Annotated in this window: 16 protein-coding genes; 12 read left to right on the forward strand and 4 right to left on the reverse strand. The window is 71.9% G+C overall.

Going from position 1 to position 20802, the window contains the following annotated elements; genetic code table 11:
• The first annotated feature begins 106 nt into the window (after nt 1-106).
• The 4 genes from WAB15_RS28680 (at nt 107) to WAB15_RS28695 (ending at nt 4847) form a co-directional block, all read left to right on the forward strand.
• Complete coding sequence (locus WAB15_RS28680; protein WP_407287998.1) at nt 107-721, forward strand: hypothetical protein; 615 nt, start codon at nt 107-109, stop codon at nt 719-721.
• A gap of 147 nt (nt 722-868) precedes the next feature.
• A complete protein-coding gene (locus WAB15_RS28685) occupies nt 869-1069 on the forward strand; it encodes a hypothetical protein (RefSeq protein WP_407287999.1) in 201 nt (66 codons plus the stop codon).
• Nucleotides 1070-1143: 74 nt separating this feature from the next.
• Nucleotides 1144-4248 carry an AAA family ATPase gene (locus WAB15_RS28690; RefSeq protein WP_407288000.1) on the forward strand — a complete coding sequence of 1035 codons (3105 nt, stop codon included), beginning with the start codon at nt 1144-1146 and terminating at the stop codon, nt 4246-4248.
• A 107-nt stretch (nt 4249-4355) separates the two neighbouring features.
• Complete coding sequence (locus WAB15_RS28695; protein WP_407288001.1) at nt 4356-4847, forward strand: hypothetical protein; 492 nt, start codon at nt 4356-4358, stop codon at nt 4845-4847.
• Here the strand turns inward: WAB15_RS28695 and WAB15_RS28700 are convergent.
• The 3 genes from WAB15_RS28700 to WAB15_RS28710 all read right to left on the reverse strand — a co-directional run bounded on the left by WAB15_RS28700 (nt 4750) and on the right by WAB15_RS28710 (nt 7430).
• Nucleotides 4750-4989: a DUF6191 domain-containing protein gene (locus tag WAB15_RS28700; protein ID WP_399147116.1), complete on the reverse strand. Its 240-nt coding sequence runs from the start codon at nt 4987-4989 to the stop codon at nt 4750-4752. The genes WAB15_RS28695 and WAB15_RS28700 overlap by 98 nt on opposite strands.
• Nucleotides 4990-5075: 86 nt before the next feature.
• A complete protein-coding gene (locus WAB15_RS28705; protein ID WP_407288002.1) occupies nt 5076-6263 on the reverse strand; it encodes a PQQ-dependent sugar dehydrogenase in 1188 nt (395 codons plus the stop codon).
• Nucleotides 6264-6383: 120 nt separating this feature from the next.
• Complete coding sequence (locus WAB15_RS28710) at nt 6384-7430, reverse strand: aldo/keto reductase (protein WP_399147118.1); 1047 nt, start codon at nt 7428-7430, stop codon at nt 6384-6386.
• An 88-nt stretch (nt 7431-7518) separates the two neighbouring features.
• Here WAB15_RS28710 and WAB15_RS28715 point away from each other — a divergent pair, with 88 nt between their 5' ends.
• The 8 genes from WAB15_RS28715 (at nt 7519) to WAB15_RS28750 (ending at nt 19135) form a co-directional block, all read left to right on the forward strand.
• Nucleotides 7519-8496, forward strand: coding sequence for a 2-hydroxyacid dehydrogenase (locus tag WAB15_RS28715; RefSeq protein ID WP_407288003.1), 978 nt, complete (start codon nt 7519-7521; stop codon nt 8494-8496).
• Between the two features lie 290 nt (nt 8497-8786).
• Nucleotides 8787-11699, forward strand: coding sequence for a putative bifunctional diguanylate cyclase/phosphodiesterase (locus WAB15_RS28720; protein WP_407288004.1), 2913 nt, complete (start codon nt 8787-8789; stop codon nt 11697-11699).
• 208 nt (nt 11700-11907) lie between these two features.
• A complete protein-coding gene (locus tag WAB15_RS28725; RefSeq protein ID WP_399147121.1) occupies nt 11908-13767 on the forward strand; it encodes an acetolactate synthase large subunit in 1860 nt (619 codons plus the stop codon).
• Between the two features lie 41 nt (nt 13768-13808).
• Nucleotides 13809-14333: an acetolactate synthase small subunit gene (gene ilvN / locus WAB15_RS28730; RefSeq protein ID WP_384431750.1), complete on the forward strand. Its 525-nt coding sequence runs from the start codon at nt 13809-13811 to the stop codon at nt 14331-14333.
• 112 nt (nt 14334-14445) lie between these two features.
• Nucleotides 14446-15444, forward strand: a complete 999-nt coding sequence (gene ilvC / locus WAB15_RS28735; RefSeq protein ID WP_399147122.1) for a ketol-acid reductoisomerase — start codon at nt 14446-14448, stop codon at nt 15442-15444.
• Nucleotides 15445-15716: 272 nt separating this feature from the next.
• Nucleotides 15717-17309, forward strand: a complete 1593-nt coding sequence (serA, locus tag WAB15_RS28740; protein WP_399147123.1) for a phosphoglycerate dehydrogenase — start codon at nt 15717-15719, stop codon at nt 17307-17309.
• Nucleotides 17310-17470: 161 nt separating this feature from the next.
• Complete coding sequence (locus WAB15_RS28745) at nt 17471-18454, forward strand: DUF2382 domain-containing protein (protein WP_407288005.1); 984 nt, start codon at nt 17471-17473, stop codon at nt 18452-18454.
• A gap of 81 nt (nt 18455-18535) precedes the next feature.
• On the forward strand, nt 18536-19135 hold the full coding sequence (locus tag WAB15_RS28750; protein ID WP_399147125.1) for a TetR/AcrR family transcriptional regulator: 600 nt from the start codon (nt 18536-18538) through the stop codon (nt 19133-19135).
• Nucleotides 19136-19197: 62 nt separating this feature from the next.
• Here WAB15_RS28750 and WAB15_RS28755 read toward each other — a convergent pair whose 3' ends face one another.
• The gene (locus WAB15_RS28755) at nt 19198-20748 is read right to left on the reverse strand and encodes an MFS transporter (RefSeq protein ID WP_407288006.1); all 1551 of its coding nucleotides are present in this window, start codon (nt 20746-20748) and stop codon (nt 19198-19200) included.
• Between the last annotated feature and the right edge of the window lie 54 nt (nt 20749-20802).

Raw genomic sequence — 20802 nt, forward strand, 5'->3', positions numbered from 1 at the left:
CCGCGGGGCCTTTGTCCGGCCCGCAGCCGCCTCCCGGCCACCGGACGCGCCGGCCTCTCACCGCGTTCTCATCTCGCTCTCAGACGCGGCACCTACGGTCGCGCCCATGGGAACGACCAGGACGACCGAGAAGCGAACCGACGACGAGACCGTGCCGGCGCAGGCCGCCGCCGCGGAGGAAGAGAAGGCGGAGGGCGCGGAGACCGCGGGCGCCGAGGCCGAGAGCGCGGAGCCCGAGGCCGCCAAGGAGGCGGGCGCCGCCGGGCAGGACGACGACAACGGCGAGGACGGCCTCGGCGACGACGGTGAGGGCACCGCCCCCGCACCGCCCGCCACCGGGGTCGCCGCCGGCGCCGGTGCCGTCGTCGCCGCCGGGCTCGGCCTGGCGTCCGTCACCGGCACCTGGCTCGGCACGCTGATGGCCGAGCGGCAGACGCTGCTGGGCCAGATCAAGCTCCAGACGGGCAAGGCCACCGACCAGATCGCCACCGTGTACGGCACCCCGTGGCACACCACCGCCCTGGTCAACGGCGTCTTCGCGGTGCTCGCCGCGATCGTCGCCGCGGTGGTGCTGAGCCGCCCCCGCGCACCCTGGGTGCGCGCCGTCGCCTGGGCCGGACTGGCGCTCGCCGTACTGGGGATCCTGATCTCCGCCGGTATGTACCTCGACCTGTTCGGGAGCCTGCCCAGCATCCCTAAGGGCGCCGGGCCGGGCGCCTAAGGCAGGAACCGGTGTAGGAGGCACGCGTGGTCGGGTTTCTAAGCACCCCCCGTAGGGAAAGATCGGGAACCCTCCCGATGCGGCTTACCCCCCTTGGCGACGAGGCTTGAGCACATCAAGAAGCCCACGCCTCAAGGGAGAACCACCGTGTACACCTCCGAACTGGAAATGCGGGTCCGCTACGAAGAGCTGCGCCGCGAGGCCGACCGGCAGCGCCTGGTCCGCGAGGCGACCGGCGCCGTGCGCGCCGGGCGCGGCGCCGCCGCCCGCTCCGGGGAGAACGAACCCGAAGGGCGGGTGAGCAGCGGGCGGGGCCGGCGGTGGCGCGTACGCCGCGCCGCCGCCTGACCCTCCCCGGGTCCCGAGGACCGGGAAACCCCGCCGTGTCGAAACCCCCTGCCGGATTGTCAGAGGCCTGTGCGATGCTCGGCAGCGTGGAGAACAGGTCCGTCAGTCCCGTGTTCGTCGGCCGCGCGGCCGAACTCGCCGCGCTGGGCGACGCGCTCGCCCGTATCGCGGCCTCCGGTGAGCCGCAGGCCCTGCTCATCGGGGGCGAGGCCGGGGTCGGCAAGACCCGCCTCATCGAGGAGTTCAGCGAGGCCGCGCGTGCCCGGGGCGCGCTGGTCGCGCTCGGCGGCTGCATCGAGATCGGCTCCGAGGGCCTGCCCTTCGCCCCGTTCTCCGCGATCCTGCACACCCTCAACTGGCATCTGCGCGACGAGCTCGCCGCCGCCGTCGCCGGCCAGGAGGGCGAACTGGCCCGCATCCTGCCCGAATTGGGGGAGACGCCGGGCGAGGCGCACGACGAGGAGATCGGCCGCGCCCGCCTCTTCGAGCTGACCGCCCGGCTCCTGGAGCGACTCGCCGCCGACCGCACCCTCGTCATCGTCATCGAGGACCTCCACTGGGCCGACCGCTCCACCCGCGAGCTGTTCGCCTACCTCCTGAGGGCGCTGCACGACGCCGGCGTCCTGCTGGTGGCGACGTACCGCTCCGACGACATCCATCGCCGCCATCCGCTGCGCCCCTTCCTCGCCGAGATCGACCGGATGCGGACCGTCCGACGGGTCGAGCTGGCCCGCTTCAACAGGGACGAGGTCCGCTCCCAGATAGCGGGGATCAACGGCAGCGATCCCGAAGAGGCCACCGTCGACCGGGTCTTCAAGCGCTCCGAGGGCAACGCCTTCTTCGTCGAGGAGCTGGCCCGCAGCCTCGCCGACGGCTGTCTGCACGGGCTCAGCGACCCGTTGCGCGATCTGCTGCTGGTGCGCGTCGAGGCGCTCCCCGAGGACGCCCAGCGGGTGGTGCGGATCGCCTCGGAGGGCGGCTCCACCATCGAGCACGAACTCCTCTCCGCCGTCTGTCGGATGCCCGAGGACGACCTCATCGAGGCGCTGCGCTCCGCCGTCGGCAGCAACACCCTCGTGCCCACCCAGGACGGCACGGGCTACCGCTTCCGGCACGCCCTCGTACGCGAGGCCGTCGTCGACGACCTGCTGCCCGGCGAGCGCACCCGCCTCAACCGCCGCTACGCCGAGGCCCTGGAGGCCGACCCCTCCCTGGTGCGCGCCGATGCCTGCGCCGCCCGGCTGGCCAGCTACTGGTACAAGGCCCATGACGCGGCCAAGGCGCTGCCCGCCGTCCTCGCCGCCTCCGTCCAGGCCCGCCGCCGCCATGCCTACGCCGAGCAGCTGCGGCTGCTGGACCGCGCCCTGGAGCTGTGGGACGACGCGCCCCCGGAGGTACGCCAAGGGGTCCGCCCGGTGGACTACACCGAGGCCTATCCGGCCCGCGGGTGTGACGACGAGGCGCTGCGCTTCCTCGATCTGCTCGCCGAGATCGCGGTGGCCGCCCGGCTGTCCGGCGACGGCGAGCGGGCCTTCACGATCACCAAGCGTGCCCTGCGGTCCCTGCGCGAGGAGAACGACCCCCTGCGCACGGCCTGGTTCCTGGTGCAGCGCTCCCGGCTCTGCCAGGGCACCGGCCGGGGCAACGGCTGGGAGGACCTCGGCAGGGCGCAGGAGCTGGTGCGCGGCCTGCCGCCGTCCTCCGTGCACGCCGAGGTGCTGGCCGCCGTCGCCAGCTGGGCGGTGCTGCACGAGCCGGGCCCGGAGACCTTCGCCACGTCCGAACGCGCGGTGGAGCTGGCCCAGTTGGTGGGCGACGAGGAGGCCGAGCTGAACTCCCGGCTGACGCTGGCGGGTCTGCGGGTCGACTCCGGCGCGGTCGACGAGGGCCTGGCCGATCTCCGCGGGGCCGTCGACCGCGCCGTCGAGCGCGGCTACTTCTCCGCCATCGGGCGTGGCCATGTCAACCTCCCGTCCTTCCTGGAGGGCGTGGGCCGCTCCCGGGAGGCCGCCGAGGTCACCGAGCAGGGCATCGAACTCACCACCCGCTACGGCCTCAAGGACAAGACCTGCTGGGTGATGGCGAATCGCGCCGAATCGCTCCAGTCGCTGGGCCGCTGGGAGGAGGCGAGCCGGGCCGCCGCCGACTGCCGCCGGCTCGCCCAGAGCCCCCTCTCGATCGCCCTGGCGGCGAACCGCCTCACCGACCTCGCCCTGGACCGGGGCGACCTCGCCGCCGCCGAGCGCGAACTGGCCGTCGCCCGTGAGCACTACGGCACCCACGACCCCCAGCCGCAGCACGCCCTCCCGCTCGCGCGGCACGCCCTGCGCATCGCCGTGCACCAGAACCGGATCCTCGACGCCCGCGCCATCCTCGAACAGGTCCTGCACGCCGGCTGCCCGCCCGGTACCCAGCGCTACGCCTGGCCGCTGCTGTGGTCGGCGGCCGCCGCCGAGGCGGACGCCCGCGGACTGCCCGCCGCCGAGCCCGGCCGGGCCGCGGTCCTGGCCCGCGTGCGGGACACCGCCAAGAAGCTGCCCCAACTCGCCCCCGTCTGGGAGGCGCACGCCCTCGCCGTCGACGCCGAACTCCGTCGCGCCGAGGGCCGCGAGACCCCCGACGCCTGGGCCGAGGTGGTCGCCGCCTTCAGGCCCCTGGAGCGCCCGCACGAGCTCGCCCGGGCCTGCTACCGCTGGGCCGAGTCCCTGCTGCACGGCGGCGAGCGGGCCACCGCCGGGCTGGACGGCCGCACCCCGCGCGAGGCCGCCGCACTCCTGCTCACCCAGGCGCACACCGCCGCCACGGCCATGGGCGCCCGCCCGCTCGCCGAAGACCTCACCCTCCTCGCCCAGCGGGCCCGGATCCCGCTGACCGGGCTGATACCGGACCCCGCGGCCACCAGGACCGCCGGTGCCACCCGCCGCGCCACCGGGGACGGTTCCCCCGCCGACCCCGCCCCCGCCGAGGCGCTCGGTCTGACGCCGCGCGAACGGGACGTGCTCCGCCTGGTCGCCGAGGGCCGCAGCAACCGCCAGATAGCCGACACGCTGTTCATCTCCCCGAAGACCGCCAGCGTCCATGTCTCCAACATCCTCGCCAAGCTCGGCGTCTCCGGCCGCGGCGAGGCGGGCGCGGTGGCCCACCGGCTGCGCCTGTTCGGCGAGCCGGCCGCCTCCTGACCCGACCGAGGCCGCGCCCGAGCCCGCCGTAACCGGGCGGTGAGCTGCTGGGATACTGCCGACGCGGACGCCGGCCGTCGGCGGCGCCTTCGGGATGCGGGGACGAGATGGGGAAGTCGCGCGCCGTGCTGCGGCGGGGGCTGGTGTTCGGTCTGCGGGCCGGGGCGATCCCGGCGGGTGCGTGCGCCGTGCTGTGGCTGATCGTCATGGTGACGCGGTATGTCAACGGCCCGGGCGGCAGCACGCTGGAAGACCCGGTGCTGGCCGCGGTCGCGGTGCTGGGGTCGCTGGCAGCCGGCGCGTCGATCGGCGCGGTCGTCGGCCTGGTGCTGGCCTACGCCCCGCTCCGACTGGTCTCCTCCGGGCCGTTGCGGGCACTGACCTGCTTCGTGCTCGCCACGGCGCTGGCCTTCGGCGAGGTGGTGGTGATGGCGGTGTCCAGCGACGGCGGCTACGGGCCGATCCTCCTGGCGCTGCTCGCCATGCCGTTCGTCGGCGCGGTCACCGCGGCCCGCAGCCGGCACCTCGCGGCCGCGCGGATCGGTCCCGCGGGCACGCACCTCGGGCGTCCGGGGCAGTGCCCCGTCCCGCCCGTATGACGACGACTCCGGAGGAGAGGTCTATCGGGCCCGTCCCGGGATCGCCGTCGCCCACGTCATCGACGACGAGCGACATCTTCTGCCGTTCCTCGTCGGTGTGCCGACGGCCCGGTGCGAACAACTCCTCGGCGATGTTGAACATGGTGCCTGCCCCCTCTTCGGCGTGACGCGCACCCGTCCCCTGGCCCCGAGTGTAGGCAGCAGAGGCGAAAGAGGGGGCAGAAGGGGTCAGCTCACCTTGAGCCGGAGAATCCGGTCATCGCCCTTGTGCGGGGTGCCCCGGCCGTCCGTGTTGCTGGTGACCAGCCACAACCCGCCGTCGCCGGTCGCCACGACGGTCCGCAGCCGCCCGTAGGTGCCCTTCAGGAAGGCCTGCGGCGCCGCCACCGGCTTCGTCCCGTTCAGCGCGATCCGCCACAGCCGTTCGCCGCGCAGCGAGGCCATCCAGATCGAGCCCTTGGCGTAGGCGATGCCGCTGGGCGAGGCGTCCGCGGGCTTCCACACCTCGACCGGGTCGACGTAACCGGCGCCGGCCTGCCCGACCTTGGGCTTGCCCTCGACCTCCGGCCAGCCGTAGTTCCTGCCCGGCTCGATCGGATTGAGCTCGTCCCAGGTGTCCTGCCCGAACTCCGAGGCCCACAGCCGGTGGTCGCCGTCCCAGGCCAGGCCCTGCACATTGCGGTGGCCGTAGTCGTAGACCACGGAATCGGCCGAGGGATTGCCGTGCGCCGGCTCGCCGTCCGGGGTCATCCGCAGGATCTTGCCGGCGAGCGACTTCTTGTCCTGGGCCAGTTGGCCGTCGCCGGTCTCGCCGGTGCCGGCGTAGAGCATCTTGTCCGGGCCGAACGCGATCCGCCCGCCGTTGTGGATCTGCCCCTTGGGGATCCCCCTGAGGATCATGTCGGGCGCGCCGAGCTGATCGCCCTGGGGGCGCTTCTCGTCGTAGATCATCCGCGCGATGCGGTTGTCGGAGGCGGTGGTGAAGTACGCGTACACCTGGTGGTCCGCGCCGAACGTCGAGGACACCGCGATGCCCAGCAGTCCGCCCTCGCCCCCGGGGTCCACGCCCGGCACCGAGCCCAGCTCGGTGGTCTTCCCGCCGTCCGCGGCCACCCGGACGATCTTGCCGGTGTCGCGGGAGGCGACCAGCAGGTCCCCGCCCGGCAGCACCGCCACGCCCCACGGGGACTTCAGGTCGGTGGTCAGCGTGGCGGTCACCTTCACCGAGCCCTTGGCGGGCGGCGCGGTCGAGGACGGCGTGGCGGCCGGCGAGCCGGCGCCCGCCGAGGCACCGGGGCTCTTCGCCGGAGCGGTGGCACGCCCGCCGTCCTGGGGCTTGCCGCCACCGGACGAGCAGCCCGCTGCCAGGAGCAGCGAAGCGGCAGCCAACACGGCGGTCTGGGAACGGCGTTGCACGGAAGTGGGTCCTCTCGTCGGCGGGGCGTGCACAAGAACACCACATCGGGCCGCCGAACGTGCTCACTCGGCCCGTCCGCGCCGTCGGCATCCGCAGTGCGGCCACCGGCACCCGTACGGCTACCAGGACTGCAGCGCCGGCGGCAGTGCCGCGATCTCCGCCAGGTCCTCGCGGGTGAGCACCAGATCCGCCGCCGCGGCGTTCTGCGCGGCCCACCGGTCCTTCTTCGTGCCCGGTACGGGGACGACATGGCGGCCCTGGGCCAGTACCCAGGCCAGCGCCACCTGCCCCGGGCTCGCGCCGTGCCGGTCGCCGACCCGCCGCAGTCCGGCCACCACCGGCTGGTTCGAGGCCATCATCTCGGCGGTGAAGCGCGGGTGGCGGGCCCGTATGTCCGCCGGTTCGAAGCCCTGCCCCGGGGTGAGGGTGCCGGTCAGATAGCCGTTGCCCAGCGGCATCGCCGCCAGGAATCCGATGCCCCGCGACGCGCACCAGGGCAGCAGCTCCTCCAGCGCCTCCGGGGACCACACCGACAGTTCGGCCTGCACGCTGCTGACCGGGAACACCTGCTGGATGCGCTCCAGTTGGGCCAACGTGCCGTCGTGCATCCGGGAGCGGGGGTGCGCCGCCGGAGGCACCGTCCGCCGCTGCGTACGGGCGGTGAGCGGCGGCCGTGCCTGCCGTACCGCCCGCGCGCCCACCGCGCACAGCCCCAGCGACCGCACCTTCCCGGCCGCCACCAGCTCCGCCATCGCCCCCCAGGTCTCCTCGATGGGCACCTCCGGATCGGCCCGGTGCAATTGGTAGAGGTCGATGCGGTCGGTCTGCAGCCGGCGCAGCGAGGCGTCGCAGGCCCGCTTGACGTACCCGGGCCGCCCGTTGGCGACGATGTGCTGCTCGCCGACCAGCAGCCCACACTTGGTCGATACGAACGCCTCCGCCCGCCGCTCCTTGAGCACCCGCCCCACCAGCAGTTCGTTGGTGAACGGCCCGTACATATCGGCGGTGTCCAGCAGGCTGGAGCCCCGGTCCAGCGCGGTGTGCACGGCCCGCAGCGACCCCTCCTTGTTGCGCTGCGACTCGGTGTACCCCCAGCTCATCGGCATGCAGCCGAGCCCGATGGCTCCCACTTCGAGGGCCGCCGCGCCGATCGTCCTGCGCTCCACCTGGTTGTGCCTCCGTCCCCTCGCCCCCGATCAAGGGCCAGACCAAACTAACGTCTGAGCAGAACATCTCTTCGCATAGCCTCTGGCCATGGCAACCGCAGAGCAGCGCACCGACGCGAACGACGTCTGGCTCCCGTTCCCGCCCGGCGAGATCGAGGGCCTGCCCGACGGATTCCGCTACCGCCACTGGGACGCCGGCCCCGACTTCCCGGCCGATCCCGCCCGGTGCGCGTTCTACGTCGTCCCCTACATGAAGGGCGCGGAGGCGAGCCTGCGCCCGCTGCCCCGGATGAGCCGGGTACGGGTCGTGCAGACCCTCACCGCCGGTATCGAGCACATGCTGCCCGGGCTGTCGCAGATGCCGCCCGGTGCCCAACTGTGCAACGCCCGCGGCCTGCACGACGCCAGCACCGCGGAGCTGGCGCTCACCCTGATCCTGGCGGCGCTGCGCGACATCCCCGGCTTCGTGCGGAGTCAGGACGCGGGGGAGTGGCGGCCGGACTTCCGTCCCGCGCTCGCCGACAAGTCGGTCCTCATTGTGGGCTATGGTTCGATCGGCAGTGCCATCGAAGACCGGCTCACGCCTTTTGAATGTGCGCGGGTGGTGCGCGTCGCACGCACCGCGCGTGACACTGTGCGCGGCCCTGTGCATCCACTCTCCGACCTGTCCGCCCTCCTGCCCACGGCGGACGTCGTCGTGCTCGCCGCTCCGCTCACCGAAGGCACCCGTGGCCTGGTCGGAGGCGATTTCCTGGCGCGGATGAAGGACGGCGCACTGCTGGTGAACATCGCGCGCGGCCCGATCGTGGACACCCAGGCGCTGCTCGGCGAACTGGAGTCCGGGCGGCTTCGTGCGGCGCTCGACGTCACCGATCCGGAACCCCTGCCCGCCGGACACCCGCTGTGGCACGCTCCCGGCGTGCTCATCACTCCACACGTCGGTGGCCCCAGCTCTGCCTTCCTGCCTCGTGCGAAGCGGCTGCTGCGGGAGCAGTTGACGCTTTTCGCGGCCGGCGAGCCCCTGCGCAACGTGGTCGCCACCGCCGGTGAAAGCGGTTGCGCGTAGCGCTACGAGGCCGTACGACTGCAAGGGGTGTTCAAATCGCGCTACCAGTCACGCTCCGTAGAGGTGCTATGTCCCTGAGTGACGGAACTGGTGTATCGTCCCGATCGGGGACGGCGCCGGACGAATGCGGCGCGATGGGAAAGATCCGGAACGCGAGGGGGGCGACGGGCGATGTATGGCCGATCGACGATCCGCGAGATGCGTGATCCACGAGCGCCCGCGGGAACGCGGCGAGGCCCCCGGGCGCAGCGTTCGCGACGAAGCCCCGCGCGGGACAGCGGGAGAGCACGGTGACTGCCCCCGGGGCGATGCTCTCCAGGTCGACCGCGCCGGTCGGCGGTCCGCCGAGCGCGGTGCCGCAGGTCGTCCTGGCCGTGGTCTGCGGCGGCTACGCCGTCGGTGCCGCCTTCGGCTGGGGCTCCCGCCAAGTCGCCATGTTCATGGGCGACTTCGGCCTCAGCTTCGCGGCCCTGGTGGCTGCGGTCTCCTGCGGTCTGTACGCGCGCCGGCACCGCAGCCGGTTCCGCCCGGCCTGGATGCTTTTCGCCGCCTCCTCGGGGATGGCGGGCATCGGCAACGGCGTATGGGGATGGTACGAGGTCGTCGAGCAGACCACCGTGCCCAGCCCCTCGCTGGCCGACTTCTGCTTCCTGCTGTTCGCGCCGCCGGCCATCGTCGGCCTGCTGGTGCTCGCCAAGCGGCCGGTCACCCGGGCCGGCTGGGTCTGCCTGGGGCTGGACTCCTGGCTGATCGCCGGGTCGCTGCTCACGCTCTCCTGGAGCCTCGCGCTCGCGCACACCGCCCACTTCCAGGGCCGCAGCGTGGCGCAGAGCGCACTGTCGCTGGCCTATCCGCTGCTGGACATCGTGCTGGTGAGCATGGTGCTCGCGCTGCACTTCCGGCGCTCGTCCGTACACCGCTCCGCCATCAACACCGCCGTCGCGGCACTGGCGTTGACGGTGCTGTGCGATGCCCTGTTCAGCTCGCCGCTGCTGCGCGAGCACTACCGCTCCGGCCAGATCCTGGACGCCGGATGGTTCGCCGGCTCGATACTTCTCGCGTACGCGCCCTGGGTCGCCCGCCGCGCGGGCGAGGAGGAGCCCGAGGAGGCCGAGCCCGCCCGCCGCCCGCAGCCGAACGGCAGCCGCCCCATCGCCGGCTCGCTCGCCGCGCTCACCCCGTATCTCGCCGCCGCGGTGTGCACCCTGGGCATCCTCACCAACGTCCTGGGCGGGCGGCGGATCGACCGGGTGGTGCTCTTCACCGGCTGCACGGTCGTCCTCGCGCTGGTCGTCCGCCAGGGCATCATGCTGCTCGACAACATCACCCTCACCCAGGAACTGGCCCAGAAGGAGAACCACTTCCGCTCCCTGGTGCAGGGCTCCAGCGACGTCATCATGATCGCCGCCCCGTCCGGTGTGCTGCGCTACGTCAGCCCGGCCGCGGCCGGCGTCTACGGGCGGGACGCGGAGGAGCTGGTCGGCTCCGAACTGGCGTCGCTGATCCACCCGGAGGACCTCGGCCGGGTCGTCCACGAGGTCCGCAGGTTCCTCGCCGCCGACCCCGAGGACGAGCCGACCACCCGGATCGAATGCCGCTTCCGTGCCGGCGCCCGGCGCTCGGGCGGCGACGGCTGGCTGAACGTCGAGTCCACGGTCAACCGCCACCACGGCGGCCTGATCTTCAACTCCCGTGACGTCACGGAGCGGGTCCGGCTGCAGGCCCAGCTCCAGCACAACGCCTCGCACGACGCGCTCACCGACCTGCCCAACCGCGCGCTGTTCACCGAACGCGTCACGAAGGCGGTCACCGGCCGCCGGGCCAGCGACCACGACACCGCCGTGCTCTACATCGACCTCGACGGCTTCAAGCAGGTCAACGACACCATCGGGCATCAGGCGGGCGACGAACTGCTGGTGCAGGCCGCCCGCCGGCTCGGCGACTCGGTGCGCTCCGGGGACATAGCGGCGCGGCTGGGCGGCGACGAGTTCGCCGCGCTGATCACGGGCGACGGCACCCGCGACCGCGCCGCCCGTGAGTTCCGGATCCACGAGATCGCCGACCGCCTGCGCATCAAGCTCTCCGAGCCGTACCGCATCGACGGCCGGGACGTACGGGTCGCCGCCAGCATCGGCGTCGCCTTCGCCGAGCCCGGCGTCACCCCCGCGGGGCTGCTGCGCAACGCCGACCTGGCGATGTACCGCGCCAAGCAGGCCGGCAAGGGCCGGGTGGAGTTGTACGCCCCGCAGATGCAGGACGAGGTGGCGCACCGCGCCGAGCTCGCCACGAAGCTGCGTTCGGCCCTCCAGGACGGCGAGTTCGCGCTGCTGCACCAGCCGGTGGTCGAGCTCGCCAGCGGACGGGTCACCGCGGTCGCGGCACACGCCCGCTGGCGCTCCGCCCAGGGCATCCTCTTCACCCCGGCCGAATTCCTGCGGGTCGGCGACCGCGGCCGGTACACCGAGGACGGCGACCGCGCCACGGAGCTGGACCGCTGGCAGCTGCAGGAGGCGGTCGAGCAGGCCGCGGCGCGCCATCGCGCCGGCCATCAGATCCCGGTCGCGGTCCGGCTCTCGGCCCGGCGGCTGCTGGACCGCTCGCTGTCCCCCAAGGGCATCGAGTCGCTGCTCACCCGGCATGGCCTGCCCTCGCGCGCGCTCGTCCTGGAATTGTCCGAAAGTGACCCCCGGCTCCCGCTGGACGATCTTGAACGCCGGCTGGTCGCGCTGCGCCGCATCGGCGTGCGGATCGCCCTGGACGGCTTCGGCAGCGGGTACGCCGCGATCAGCGCGCTGCGCCGGCTCCCCATCGACGTGCTGCGGCTGGACCGCGGACTGGTCGACGGGTTGGTGGAGTCCTCCCGGCTGCACAAGATCACCGCCGGACTGCTGCGGATCGCCGGCGACCTGGGCATGCAGTCCGTCGCGGACGGCGTCGATCTGCCCGAGCAGGTCCTCGCGCTGCGCTCCATGGGCTGCACGCACGGCATGGGCGTGGCGTTCTCCGGACCGCTCGACGAGCACCGGCTGCGGCGCACGCTGACGCACTCCGGCTACCCCGTCCCGGACCTGGCCGGACAGAGCCGTGCGGTGGTGCTCAGCGGAAGCGGACTGCCCGTGCGGCGCGGCGGGCTGGCGGGCCCGGATTCGCTCGTGCATCCGCCATTGCGCTCAAATAGTGAGACCTCCGTCCCACCCACTTGACACTCGGTGCACGACGGGGGGAGGGTCAGTGCCATGCGCACCCGAATTCTCGTACTTGGAAAGCGCGTCGGCTGAAGCTGGGCCCTGATGAAACCCAGCTGACCGCACCGACGCGCTCCCCTCGCTTGCCTCACGGCACGAGGGGTTTTTTGTTGCATAGCAACCTCACAAATCCCGCCAAAACCCTCAGCTTCGAGAAGAGACGCAGATGACCGAGCAGGCCTCCGGGGCCCACCATCCGCAGCCGCGGGCCCGTAACTCCGGCGGACCGCAGCAGCCCGCGACCGTCGAGCACGTCACGGGCGCGCAGTCCCTCATCCGTTCGCTGGAGGAGGTCGGGGCCGACACCGTGTTCGGCATTCCCGGCGGTGCGATCCTGCCTGCGTACGACCCGATGATGGACTCCTCGAAGGTCCGGCACATCCTGGTCCGCCACGAGCAGGGCGCCGGGCACGCCGCCACGGGGTACGCCCAGGCCACCGGCAAGGTCGGGGTGTGCATGGCGACCTCCGGTCCCGGTGCCACCAACCTCGTCACCCCGATCGCCGACGCGCACATGGACTCCGTCCCGCTGGTCGCGATCACCGGCCAGGTCGCCTCCAAGGCGATCGGCACGGACGCCTTCCAGGAGGCGGACATCTGCGGCATCACGATGCCGATCACCAAGCACAACTTCCTGGTCACCGACCCCGCCGAGATCCCCCGGACGATCGCCGAGGCGTTCCACATCGCCTCCACCGGCCGCCCCGGCCCGGTCCTGGTCGACATCGCCAAGGACGCCCTCCAGGCGCAGACCACCTTCGCCTGGCCGCCGCACACCGAGCTGCCCGGCTACCGCCCGGTCACCAAGCCGCACGCCAAGCAGATCCGCGAGGCGGCCCGGCTGATCGCCGAGGCCAAGCGCCCGGTGCTCTACGTCGGCGGCGGGGTGCTCAAGGCCGGCGCCACCGCCGAGCTGAAGGTGCTCGCGGAGCTGACCGGCGCGCCGGTCACCACCACGCTGATGGCGCTGGGCGCGTTCCCCGACAGCCACCCCCAGCACGTCGGCATGCCCGGCATGCACGGCGCGGTCACCGCCGTCACCGCGCTGCAGAAGTCGGACCTGCTGATCACCCTCGGCGCCCGCTTCGACGACCGGGTCACCGGCAAGCTGGACTCCTTCGCGCCGTACGCCAAGGTCGTCCACGCGGACATCGACCCGGCGGAGATCGGCAAGAACCGCGCCGCGGACGTGCCGATCGTCGGTGACGCCCGCGAGGTCATCGCCGACCTGATCGTCGCCGTCCAGGCCGAGCACGAGGCCGGCCACAAGGGCGACTACAGCGCCTGGTGGAAGGACCTCAACCGCTGGCGCGAGACCTACCCGCTGGGCTACGACCTGCCGGACGACGGCAGCCTGTCCCCGCAGCAGGTCATCCAGCGGATCGGCCAGCTCGCCCCGGCCGACACCATCTACGCCGCGGGCGTCGGCCAGCACCAGATGTGGGCCGCCCACTTCATCGACTACGAGCAGCCCGCCACCTGGCTGAACTCCGGCGGCGCCGGCACGATGGGCTACGCCGTGCCCGCCGCCATGGGCGCCAAGGCCGGGGAGCCCGGCCGCACGGTCTGGGCCATCGACGGCGACGGCTGCTTCCAGATGACCAACCAGGAGCTGGTCACCTGCGCGCTGAACAACATCCCGATCAAGGTCGCGATCATCAACAACGGCGCGCTGGGCATGGTCCGCCAGTGGCAGACCCTGTTCTACAACCAGCGCTACTCCAACACCGTGCTGCACAGCGGCCCGGAGGCGGACGGCAAGCAGCCGAGCGCCGGCACCCGCATCCCGGACTTCGTGAAGCTGTCCGAGGCGATGGGCTGTGTGGCGATGCGCTGTGAGGACCCGGCGGAACTGGACGCGGTCATCGCCAAGGCCAATGCCATCAACGACCGCCCGGTCGTGGTGGACTTCATCGTCCACGAGGACGCCCAGGTGTGGCCGATGGTCGCCGCCGGCACCTCCAACGACGAGGTCATGGCCGCCCGGGGCGTGCGTCCCGACTTCGGCGACAGCGAAGACGACTAGAGCCCAGGACGACACGGACGCACGGAAGAAGAGAGAAGACCATGTCCAAGCACACGCTCTCCGTCCTGGTGGAGAACACCCCCGGCATCCTCGCCCGGATCGCCGCGCTGTTCTCCCGCCGCGGCTTCAACATCGACTCGCTCGCGGTCGGGGTGACCGAGCACCCCGACATCTCCCGCATCACCATCGTGGTCAGCGTCGAGTCGCTGCCGCTGGAGCAGGTCACCAAGCAGCTCAACAAGCTCGTCAACGTCCTGAAGATCGTCGAGCTGGAGCCGGCCGCCGCGATCCAGCGCGAACTGGTCCTGGTCAAGGTCCGCGCGGACAACGAGACCCGCTCGCAGATCGTCGAGATCGTCCAGCTCTTCCGCGCCAAGACCGTGGACGTCTCCCCGGAGGCGGTCACCATCGAGGCCACCGGATCCAGCGAGAAGCTGGAGGCCATGCTCAAGATGCTGGAGCCGTTCGGCATCAAGGAACTGGTGCAGTCCGGCACGATCGCCATAGGCCGTGGCGCCCGGTCCATCACGGACCGCTCGCTGCGCGCGCTGGACCGTTCGGCCTGATCTACCGAGTCCGCCGCGGCCCGACCGGACCGTATGGCGAGACCCACCGACTTTCCCGACCCCGCCCGACGTACTGTGTGGGCACCCCGCTAGATCCAAGGAGATACCCGAAGTGGCCGAGCTGTTCTACGACGACGACGCCGACCTGTCCATCATCCAGAACCGCAAGGTCGCGGTGATCGGCTACGGAAGCCAGGGCCACGCCCACGCGCTGTCCCTGCGCGACTCGGGCGTCGACGTGCGCGTCGGTCTGCACGAGGGCTCCAAGTCCAAGGCCAAGGCCGAGGAGCAGGGCCTGCGCGTGGTGACCCCGGCCGAGGCGGCCGCCGAGGCCGACGTCATCATGATCCTCATCCCGGACCCGATCCAGGCGAAGGTCTACGAGGAGTCCATCAAGGACAACCTCAAGGACGGCGACGCGCTGTTCTTCGCGCACGGCTTCAACATCCGCTTCGGCTTCATCAAGGTCCCGGCCGGCGTGGACGTCGCGCTGGTCGCCCCCAAGGGTCCGGGCCACCTGGTCCGCCGTCAGTACGAAGAGGGCCGTGGCGTCCCGGCGATCGCCGCCGTCGAGCAGGACGCCTCGGGCAGCGCCTTCGCGCTGGCGCTCTCGTACGCCAAGGCCATCGGTGGCACCCGCGCCGGCGTCATCAAGACCACCTTCACCGAGGAGACCGAGACCGACCTGTTCGGTGAGCAGGCGGTCCTGTGCGGTGGCGCCTCGGCGCTGGTCAAGGCCGGCTTCGAGACGCTGGTCGAGGCGGGCTACCAGCCGGAGATCGCGTACTTCGAGTGCCTCCACGAGCTGAAGCTGATCGTGGACCTGATGTACGAGGGCGGCCTGGAGAAGATGCGCTGGTCGGTCTCCGAGACCGCCGAATGGGGCGACTACGTCACCGGCCCGCGCGTCATCACCGACGCCACCAAGGCGGAGATGAAGAAGGTCCTCACCGAGATCCAGGACGGCACCTTCGCCAACAACTGGATGGCGGAGTACAACGCCGGTCTGCCCAAGTACAACGAGTACAAGAAGGCCGACGAGGGCCACCTCCTGGAGACCACCGGCAAGCAGCTGCGCAAGCTGATGAGCTGGGTGGACGACGAGGCGTAAGCCCGACGGACAGGGGGTCGCGAAGCAGCTCGCGGCCCCCTCGTCCATGTGCCCGGCCGGGCGCCGACCAGGTGCCTTGTCCACCGCGTAGAACCACGCACGGGTGATCCTTCCGCATCGGCGCAGGACGCGCCCTCCACCGCCACTACACTGCCCATCACAAGCGCGTTCAGGCCCACAACGTCGTGCGTCTTCCACGCGGCTTTCCCCCTTCACCGCCTTCGGCCGTCGGGACGGCCGTCCGCGAAGGACTAGTGAGGACTGAAGACCACGTGAGCTCGAAACCTGTCGTACTGATCGCCGAAGAGCTGTCGCCCGCCACCGTCGACGCCCTCGGCCCGGACTTCGAGATCCGGCACTGCAACGGCGCGGACCGCGCCGAGCTGCTCCCCGCGATCGTCGATGTCGACGCCATCCTCGTGCGCAGCGCGACGAAGGTGGACGCCGAGGCCATCGCCGCCGCCAAGAAGCTGAAGGTCGTCGCCCGTGCGGGCGTGGGCCTGGACAACGTCGACGTCTCCGCCGCCACCAAGGCCGGCGTGATGGTCGTCAACGCGCCGACCTCCAACATCGTCACCGCCGCCGAGCTCGCCTGCGGTCTGCTGGTCGCCACGGCCCGCAACATCCCGCAGGCCAACACCGCTCTGAAGAACGGCGAGTGGAAGCGCAGCAAGTACACCGGCGTCGAGCTCAGCGAGAAGACCCTCGGCGTGGTCGGCCTCGGTCGGATCGGCGTCCTGGTCGCCCAGCGGATGTCGGCGTTCGGCATGAAGGTCGTCGCCTACGACCCCTACGTCCAGCCGGCCCGTGCCGCCCAGATGGGCGTCAAGCTGCTGACCCTCGACGAGCTGCTGGAGGTCGCGGACTTCATCACCGTCCACCTCCCCAAGACGCCCGAGACCGTCGGCCTCATCGGCGACGAGGCGCTGCGCAAGGTCAAGCCGTCGGTCCGGATCGTCAACGCCGCGCGCGGCGGGATCGTCGACGAGGTGGCGCTGGCCAGCGCGCTGAAGGAGGGCCGGGTGGCCGGCGCGGGGCTGGACGTCTACGCCGTCGAGCCGTGCACGGACTCCCCGCTCTTCGAGTTCGACCAGGTCGTCGCCACCCCGCACCTGGGCGCCTCGACGGGTGAGGCGCAGGAGAAGGCCGGTATCGCGGTCGCCAGGTCGGTGCGCCTGGCGCTCGCCGGCGAGCTGGTGCCGGACGCGGTCAACGTCCAGGGCGGCGTGATCGCCGAGGACGTCAAGCCGGGGCTGCCGCTGGCCGAGCGGCTGGGCCGGATCTTCACCGCCCTGGCCGGCGAGGTGGCCATGCGCCTCGACGTGGAGGTGTACGGCGAGATCACCCAGCACGACGTCAAGGTGCTCGAACTCTCCGCGCTCAAGGGCGTGTTCGAGGACGTCGTGGACGAGACCGTGTCGTACGTCAACGCCCCGCTGTTCGCGCAGGAGCGCGGGGTGGAGGTGCGGCTGACGACCAGCAGCGAGTCGCCCGAGCACCGCAATGTGGTGACCGTGCGCGGCACCCTCGCGGGCGGCGACGAGGTGTCGATCTCCGGCACGCTCGCCGGCCACAAGAACATCCAGAAGATCGTGGCGGTCGGTGACCACTCGATCGATCTGTCGCTCGCGAACCACATGGCGTTCATGCGCTACAGCGACCGCCCCGGTGTCGTCGGCACCGTCGGCCGGATCCTGGGCGAGGCGGGCATCAACATCGGCGGGATGCAGGTTTCCCGGGCCGATGTCGGTGGCGAGGCGCTGGTCGCGCTGACCGTCGACGACACGATTCCGGCGAGCGTGCTGAGCGAGATCTCCGAGGAGATCGGCGCGACCTCCGTGCGCGCGGTGAACCTCGGCGACTGATCGTACGATCTCGCAGGTCAACGGGCCCGGGCCCCGCTTCGGCGGAGTCCGGGCCCGTTGGCGTCAGCGCTTGCGTGGCTCCGCCCGGCGGCGCGCAATGGGAGGAGTGCACGGGGAAGCGTGCACGCCCCCGCCGGCGCGTGCCGGAAGGAGGACACGCCATGAATGCACCTGTGGGCGACTCCCCGCAGAGCCTGACCGGCCTGCGGGTGGTCGATGCGGACGGCGTGAAGGTGGGTACGGTCCAGCAGGTCTACCGGGACGACGCGACCAACGACCCCGAGTGGATCACCGTGCGTACCGGTCTGTTCGGGATGAAGGAGACCTTCATTCCGCTCGCCGGGGCCCGCCGGACCGGCGGTGAGCTGCGCGTTCCGCACACCAAGGAGACCATCAAGGAGGCGCCGCGGATCGACGCCGACGGCCATCTCGACCCGTCCGAGGAGGCCCGGCTCTACCGCCACTACGGGCTGATGCGGCCGGATGGTGCGGCCGACCCCGGTGAGCTCGAAGGCATCGCCGACGACCGTGCCCGCGCCGACACCGTCGTGGCGTCCGGCCTCGGTCCGCGGCCCGCGGCGGGCGCGGCCGGTGCCGGTGCCGGTGCCGGGCCCCGGGCCACGGCGGACACCACGGCCCACACCCCGGCGCGCGGTGAGCGCAACAAGCTCTTCGACCAGCCGGCCGGGGCGGGCGCGGCCACGCGCGGTCGCGACGGGGCGGACACCCGGCCCGGCGGTGAGCCCGTCACCGAGATCGTGCTCTCCGAGGAGCGGCTGGAGATCGGCACCGAGGAGCGGGTGACCGGGCGGGTCCACCTGAGCAAGCACGTGGTCACCGAGGAGGTGCACCGCACCGTCCCGGTCACGCACGAGGAGGTCCGGGTGGTCCGCGAGGAGATCACCGAGGAGGACCGGCGGGCGGGCCGGGCGGCGCCGCGGACCGGTCAGGGCCGATCCGAGGTCGTCCTCCACGAGGAGCAGCCCACGATCAGCAAGAAGATGGTGCCGGTCGAGCGGGTGTGGCTGGAGACGGAGCGGGTGACCGAGCAGAAGGAGATCACCACCGAGATCCACCGGGAAGAGGTCGAGATCGACGACGGCACGGGGCCGCGCAAGGACCCCGGACCGGAACGCCCCCGGTGACCGGGGGTTACCGTCAGAACGTATACGTACGTTTAAGACGCCTGTCTGGTACGAGCGTATGCGCAGAGCTAGGCTGCCGGCATGGGACACCGTGAAGATCTGCTGGAAGGCGCCAAGCGCTGCCTGCTGGAGAAGGGGTACGCGCGCACCACCGCGCGCGACATCGTGGCCGCCTCCGGCGCCAACCTCGCCTCCATCGGATACCACTACGGCTCCAAGGACGCCCTGATGCGCCAGGCGGTCATCGCGTCCAGCGAGGAGTGGGGCGCGAGCGTGGCCGAGGTGCCGTCCGCCGGAAGCGACGCGCGGGCGGCGGACGCGGACCCGTTGGAGCGGTTCGCCGCGGTCTGGGACAACGTCCTGCGGCGGATCGCCACGGAACGGGAGTTCATCGCCGCGCAGGTCGAGGTGCTGGGGCTGCTGCCGCGCGACGAGGGGCTGCGCGAGGCGATCGGCGAGGTGCTGCCGGAGGGCAACGAGGGGCTCGTCGCGATCTTCGAAGGGGTGCCGGACACCGAGGTCGACGCGGAGGCGGCCCGCGTCGTCGGCTCCTTCTACCAGGCCCTGCTCACCGGCCTGATGGTGCAGTCGCTGGTCACCCCCGACGCGCTGCCCTCCGGGGAGGACCTGGCGGCCGCGCTGCGACGGGTCACCGCGGGCGAGGTGCTGCGGAAGCCGTGACCGTCTGGTCGGGAGCCCGACGGTGGCCGCGACCATCAGGCCGCGGCCACGTCATGGCCGGGTCAGTCCTGCGGTGCGGTTTCGATATGCCGCTGCCGGGCCGGCTCGGCCGTCGGCTTCCTGTGCGGGCTGAACAGGAAGCAGAGCGCTACGGCGGCCAACAGGACCACCGCGCATGCCACGAGGACGGTCTGCATGGCGTCGACGAAGCCGGTGGCGAACGTGTCGGCGGTGACGCGTTCGTACAGGCCGGCCGTGGCCGGGTTCAGGCCGCCGGGCGGAGCGGGCGGACTGTAGTTCTGCGCGGCGGCGGCACTGTCGCCGATGAACCGGGCGCGCAGCTCCTCCGGTAGCCGGCCGGCGTGCTTCTCGGCCGCGTCGCGCAGGGTCGAGGAGAGGCGGGCCGACAGCAGGGCGCCCAGCACGGCGGTGCCGAGGACGCCGCCGATCTGCCGGGTGGTGCTGGAGACGCCGGAGGCCGCCCCGGCCAGCCGCGGGTCCACGCCGTCCGTCGTGGCCTGCTGCAGCGGTGCGAACGTGGCGCCGCTGGCGATCCCGATGAGGAGCAGACCCGGCAGCATGCTCCACGCACTGCTGGTGGGCCCGGCCATGCAGAGCAGCACCAGCAGTCCGACGGCGAGCAGCGTCATCCCGGCCATCAGGAGGTACTTGCCGCCGAACCTGTCCGACAGCCGCCCGGCGTACGCCGAGCCGACCGCGGTGAGCACGGCGTTCGGCAGCACCGCCAGACCGGTCTCCCACGCCGAGTACCCGCGGGCCGTCTGCAGGTACAGCACCAGCACGAACATGATGCCGATCATGCCGAGCTGGAAGACGAACCCGACCCCGTTGCCGACCGCGAAGTTGCGCGTGCCGAACAGAGCCAGGGGCATCAGGGGCTCACCCCGCTGCCGGTGCTGCCAGCCGACGAACACCGCCAGCAGCACGACGCCCGCGACGATGACCGAGGCGATGCTGATCGGCCCGGTGACGGTGCCCCAGTCGTAGCGCTCTCCCTCGATCAGGCCGAACACGATGCCGCTCAGCCCGGCGGTGGCCAGCGCGACACCGACCAGGTCGAGCCGGTGGGCGCGGTCCGAGCGCAGGGGCGGCACGCAGGTCAGTGCCAGCACGGCGGTGACGATCCCGATCGGGACGTTGAGGAAGAAGATCCAGCGCCAGCCGAGGTGGGCGAGCAGGAAACCGCCGACGATCGGGGCGAAACCGACGATCGCGCCGAACAGGCCGAACGCGCGCCCGCGCAGCCGCGGCGGGAAGATCGTCAGAATCGACGAGATGACCTGCGGAAACAGCAGCGCCCCGCCGAGCCCTTGCAGCGCCCGCGCGGCCAGCAACCAGGCCGGCGAACCGGCCAGCCCGCACAGCGCCGAGGCGACGGTGAAGGTGAGGATGCCGATCACGTACAGCCGGCGGTATCCGAAGATGTCGCCCAGCCGTCCGGTGCTGATCAGCAGCACCGAGAAGACCAGCAGATAGCCGTCGATGACCCACAGCACCTGGTCGTAGGAGGCGTTCAGGCTGTGGATCAGCGTGGGGACGGCGACGTTGATGATGGATCCGTCGAGCAACGACATGAAGAAGCCGATGCACATGATCGCGAGTACCCGCCACGGACGCCGCGTGGCCTGGTGGGGGGCGGATTGGAC

Origin of the sequence: Streptomyces sirii, assembly GCF_045690365.1 — a bacterium.
GTDB classification, from domain to species: domain Bacteria; phylum Actinomycetota; class Actinomycetes; order Streptomycetales; family Streptomycetaceae; genus Streptomyces; species Streptomyces sirii.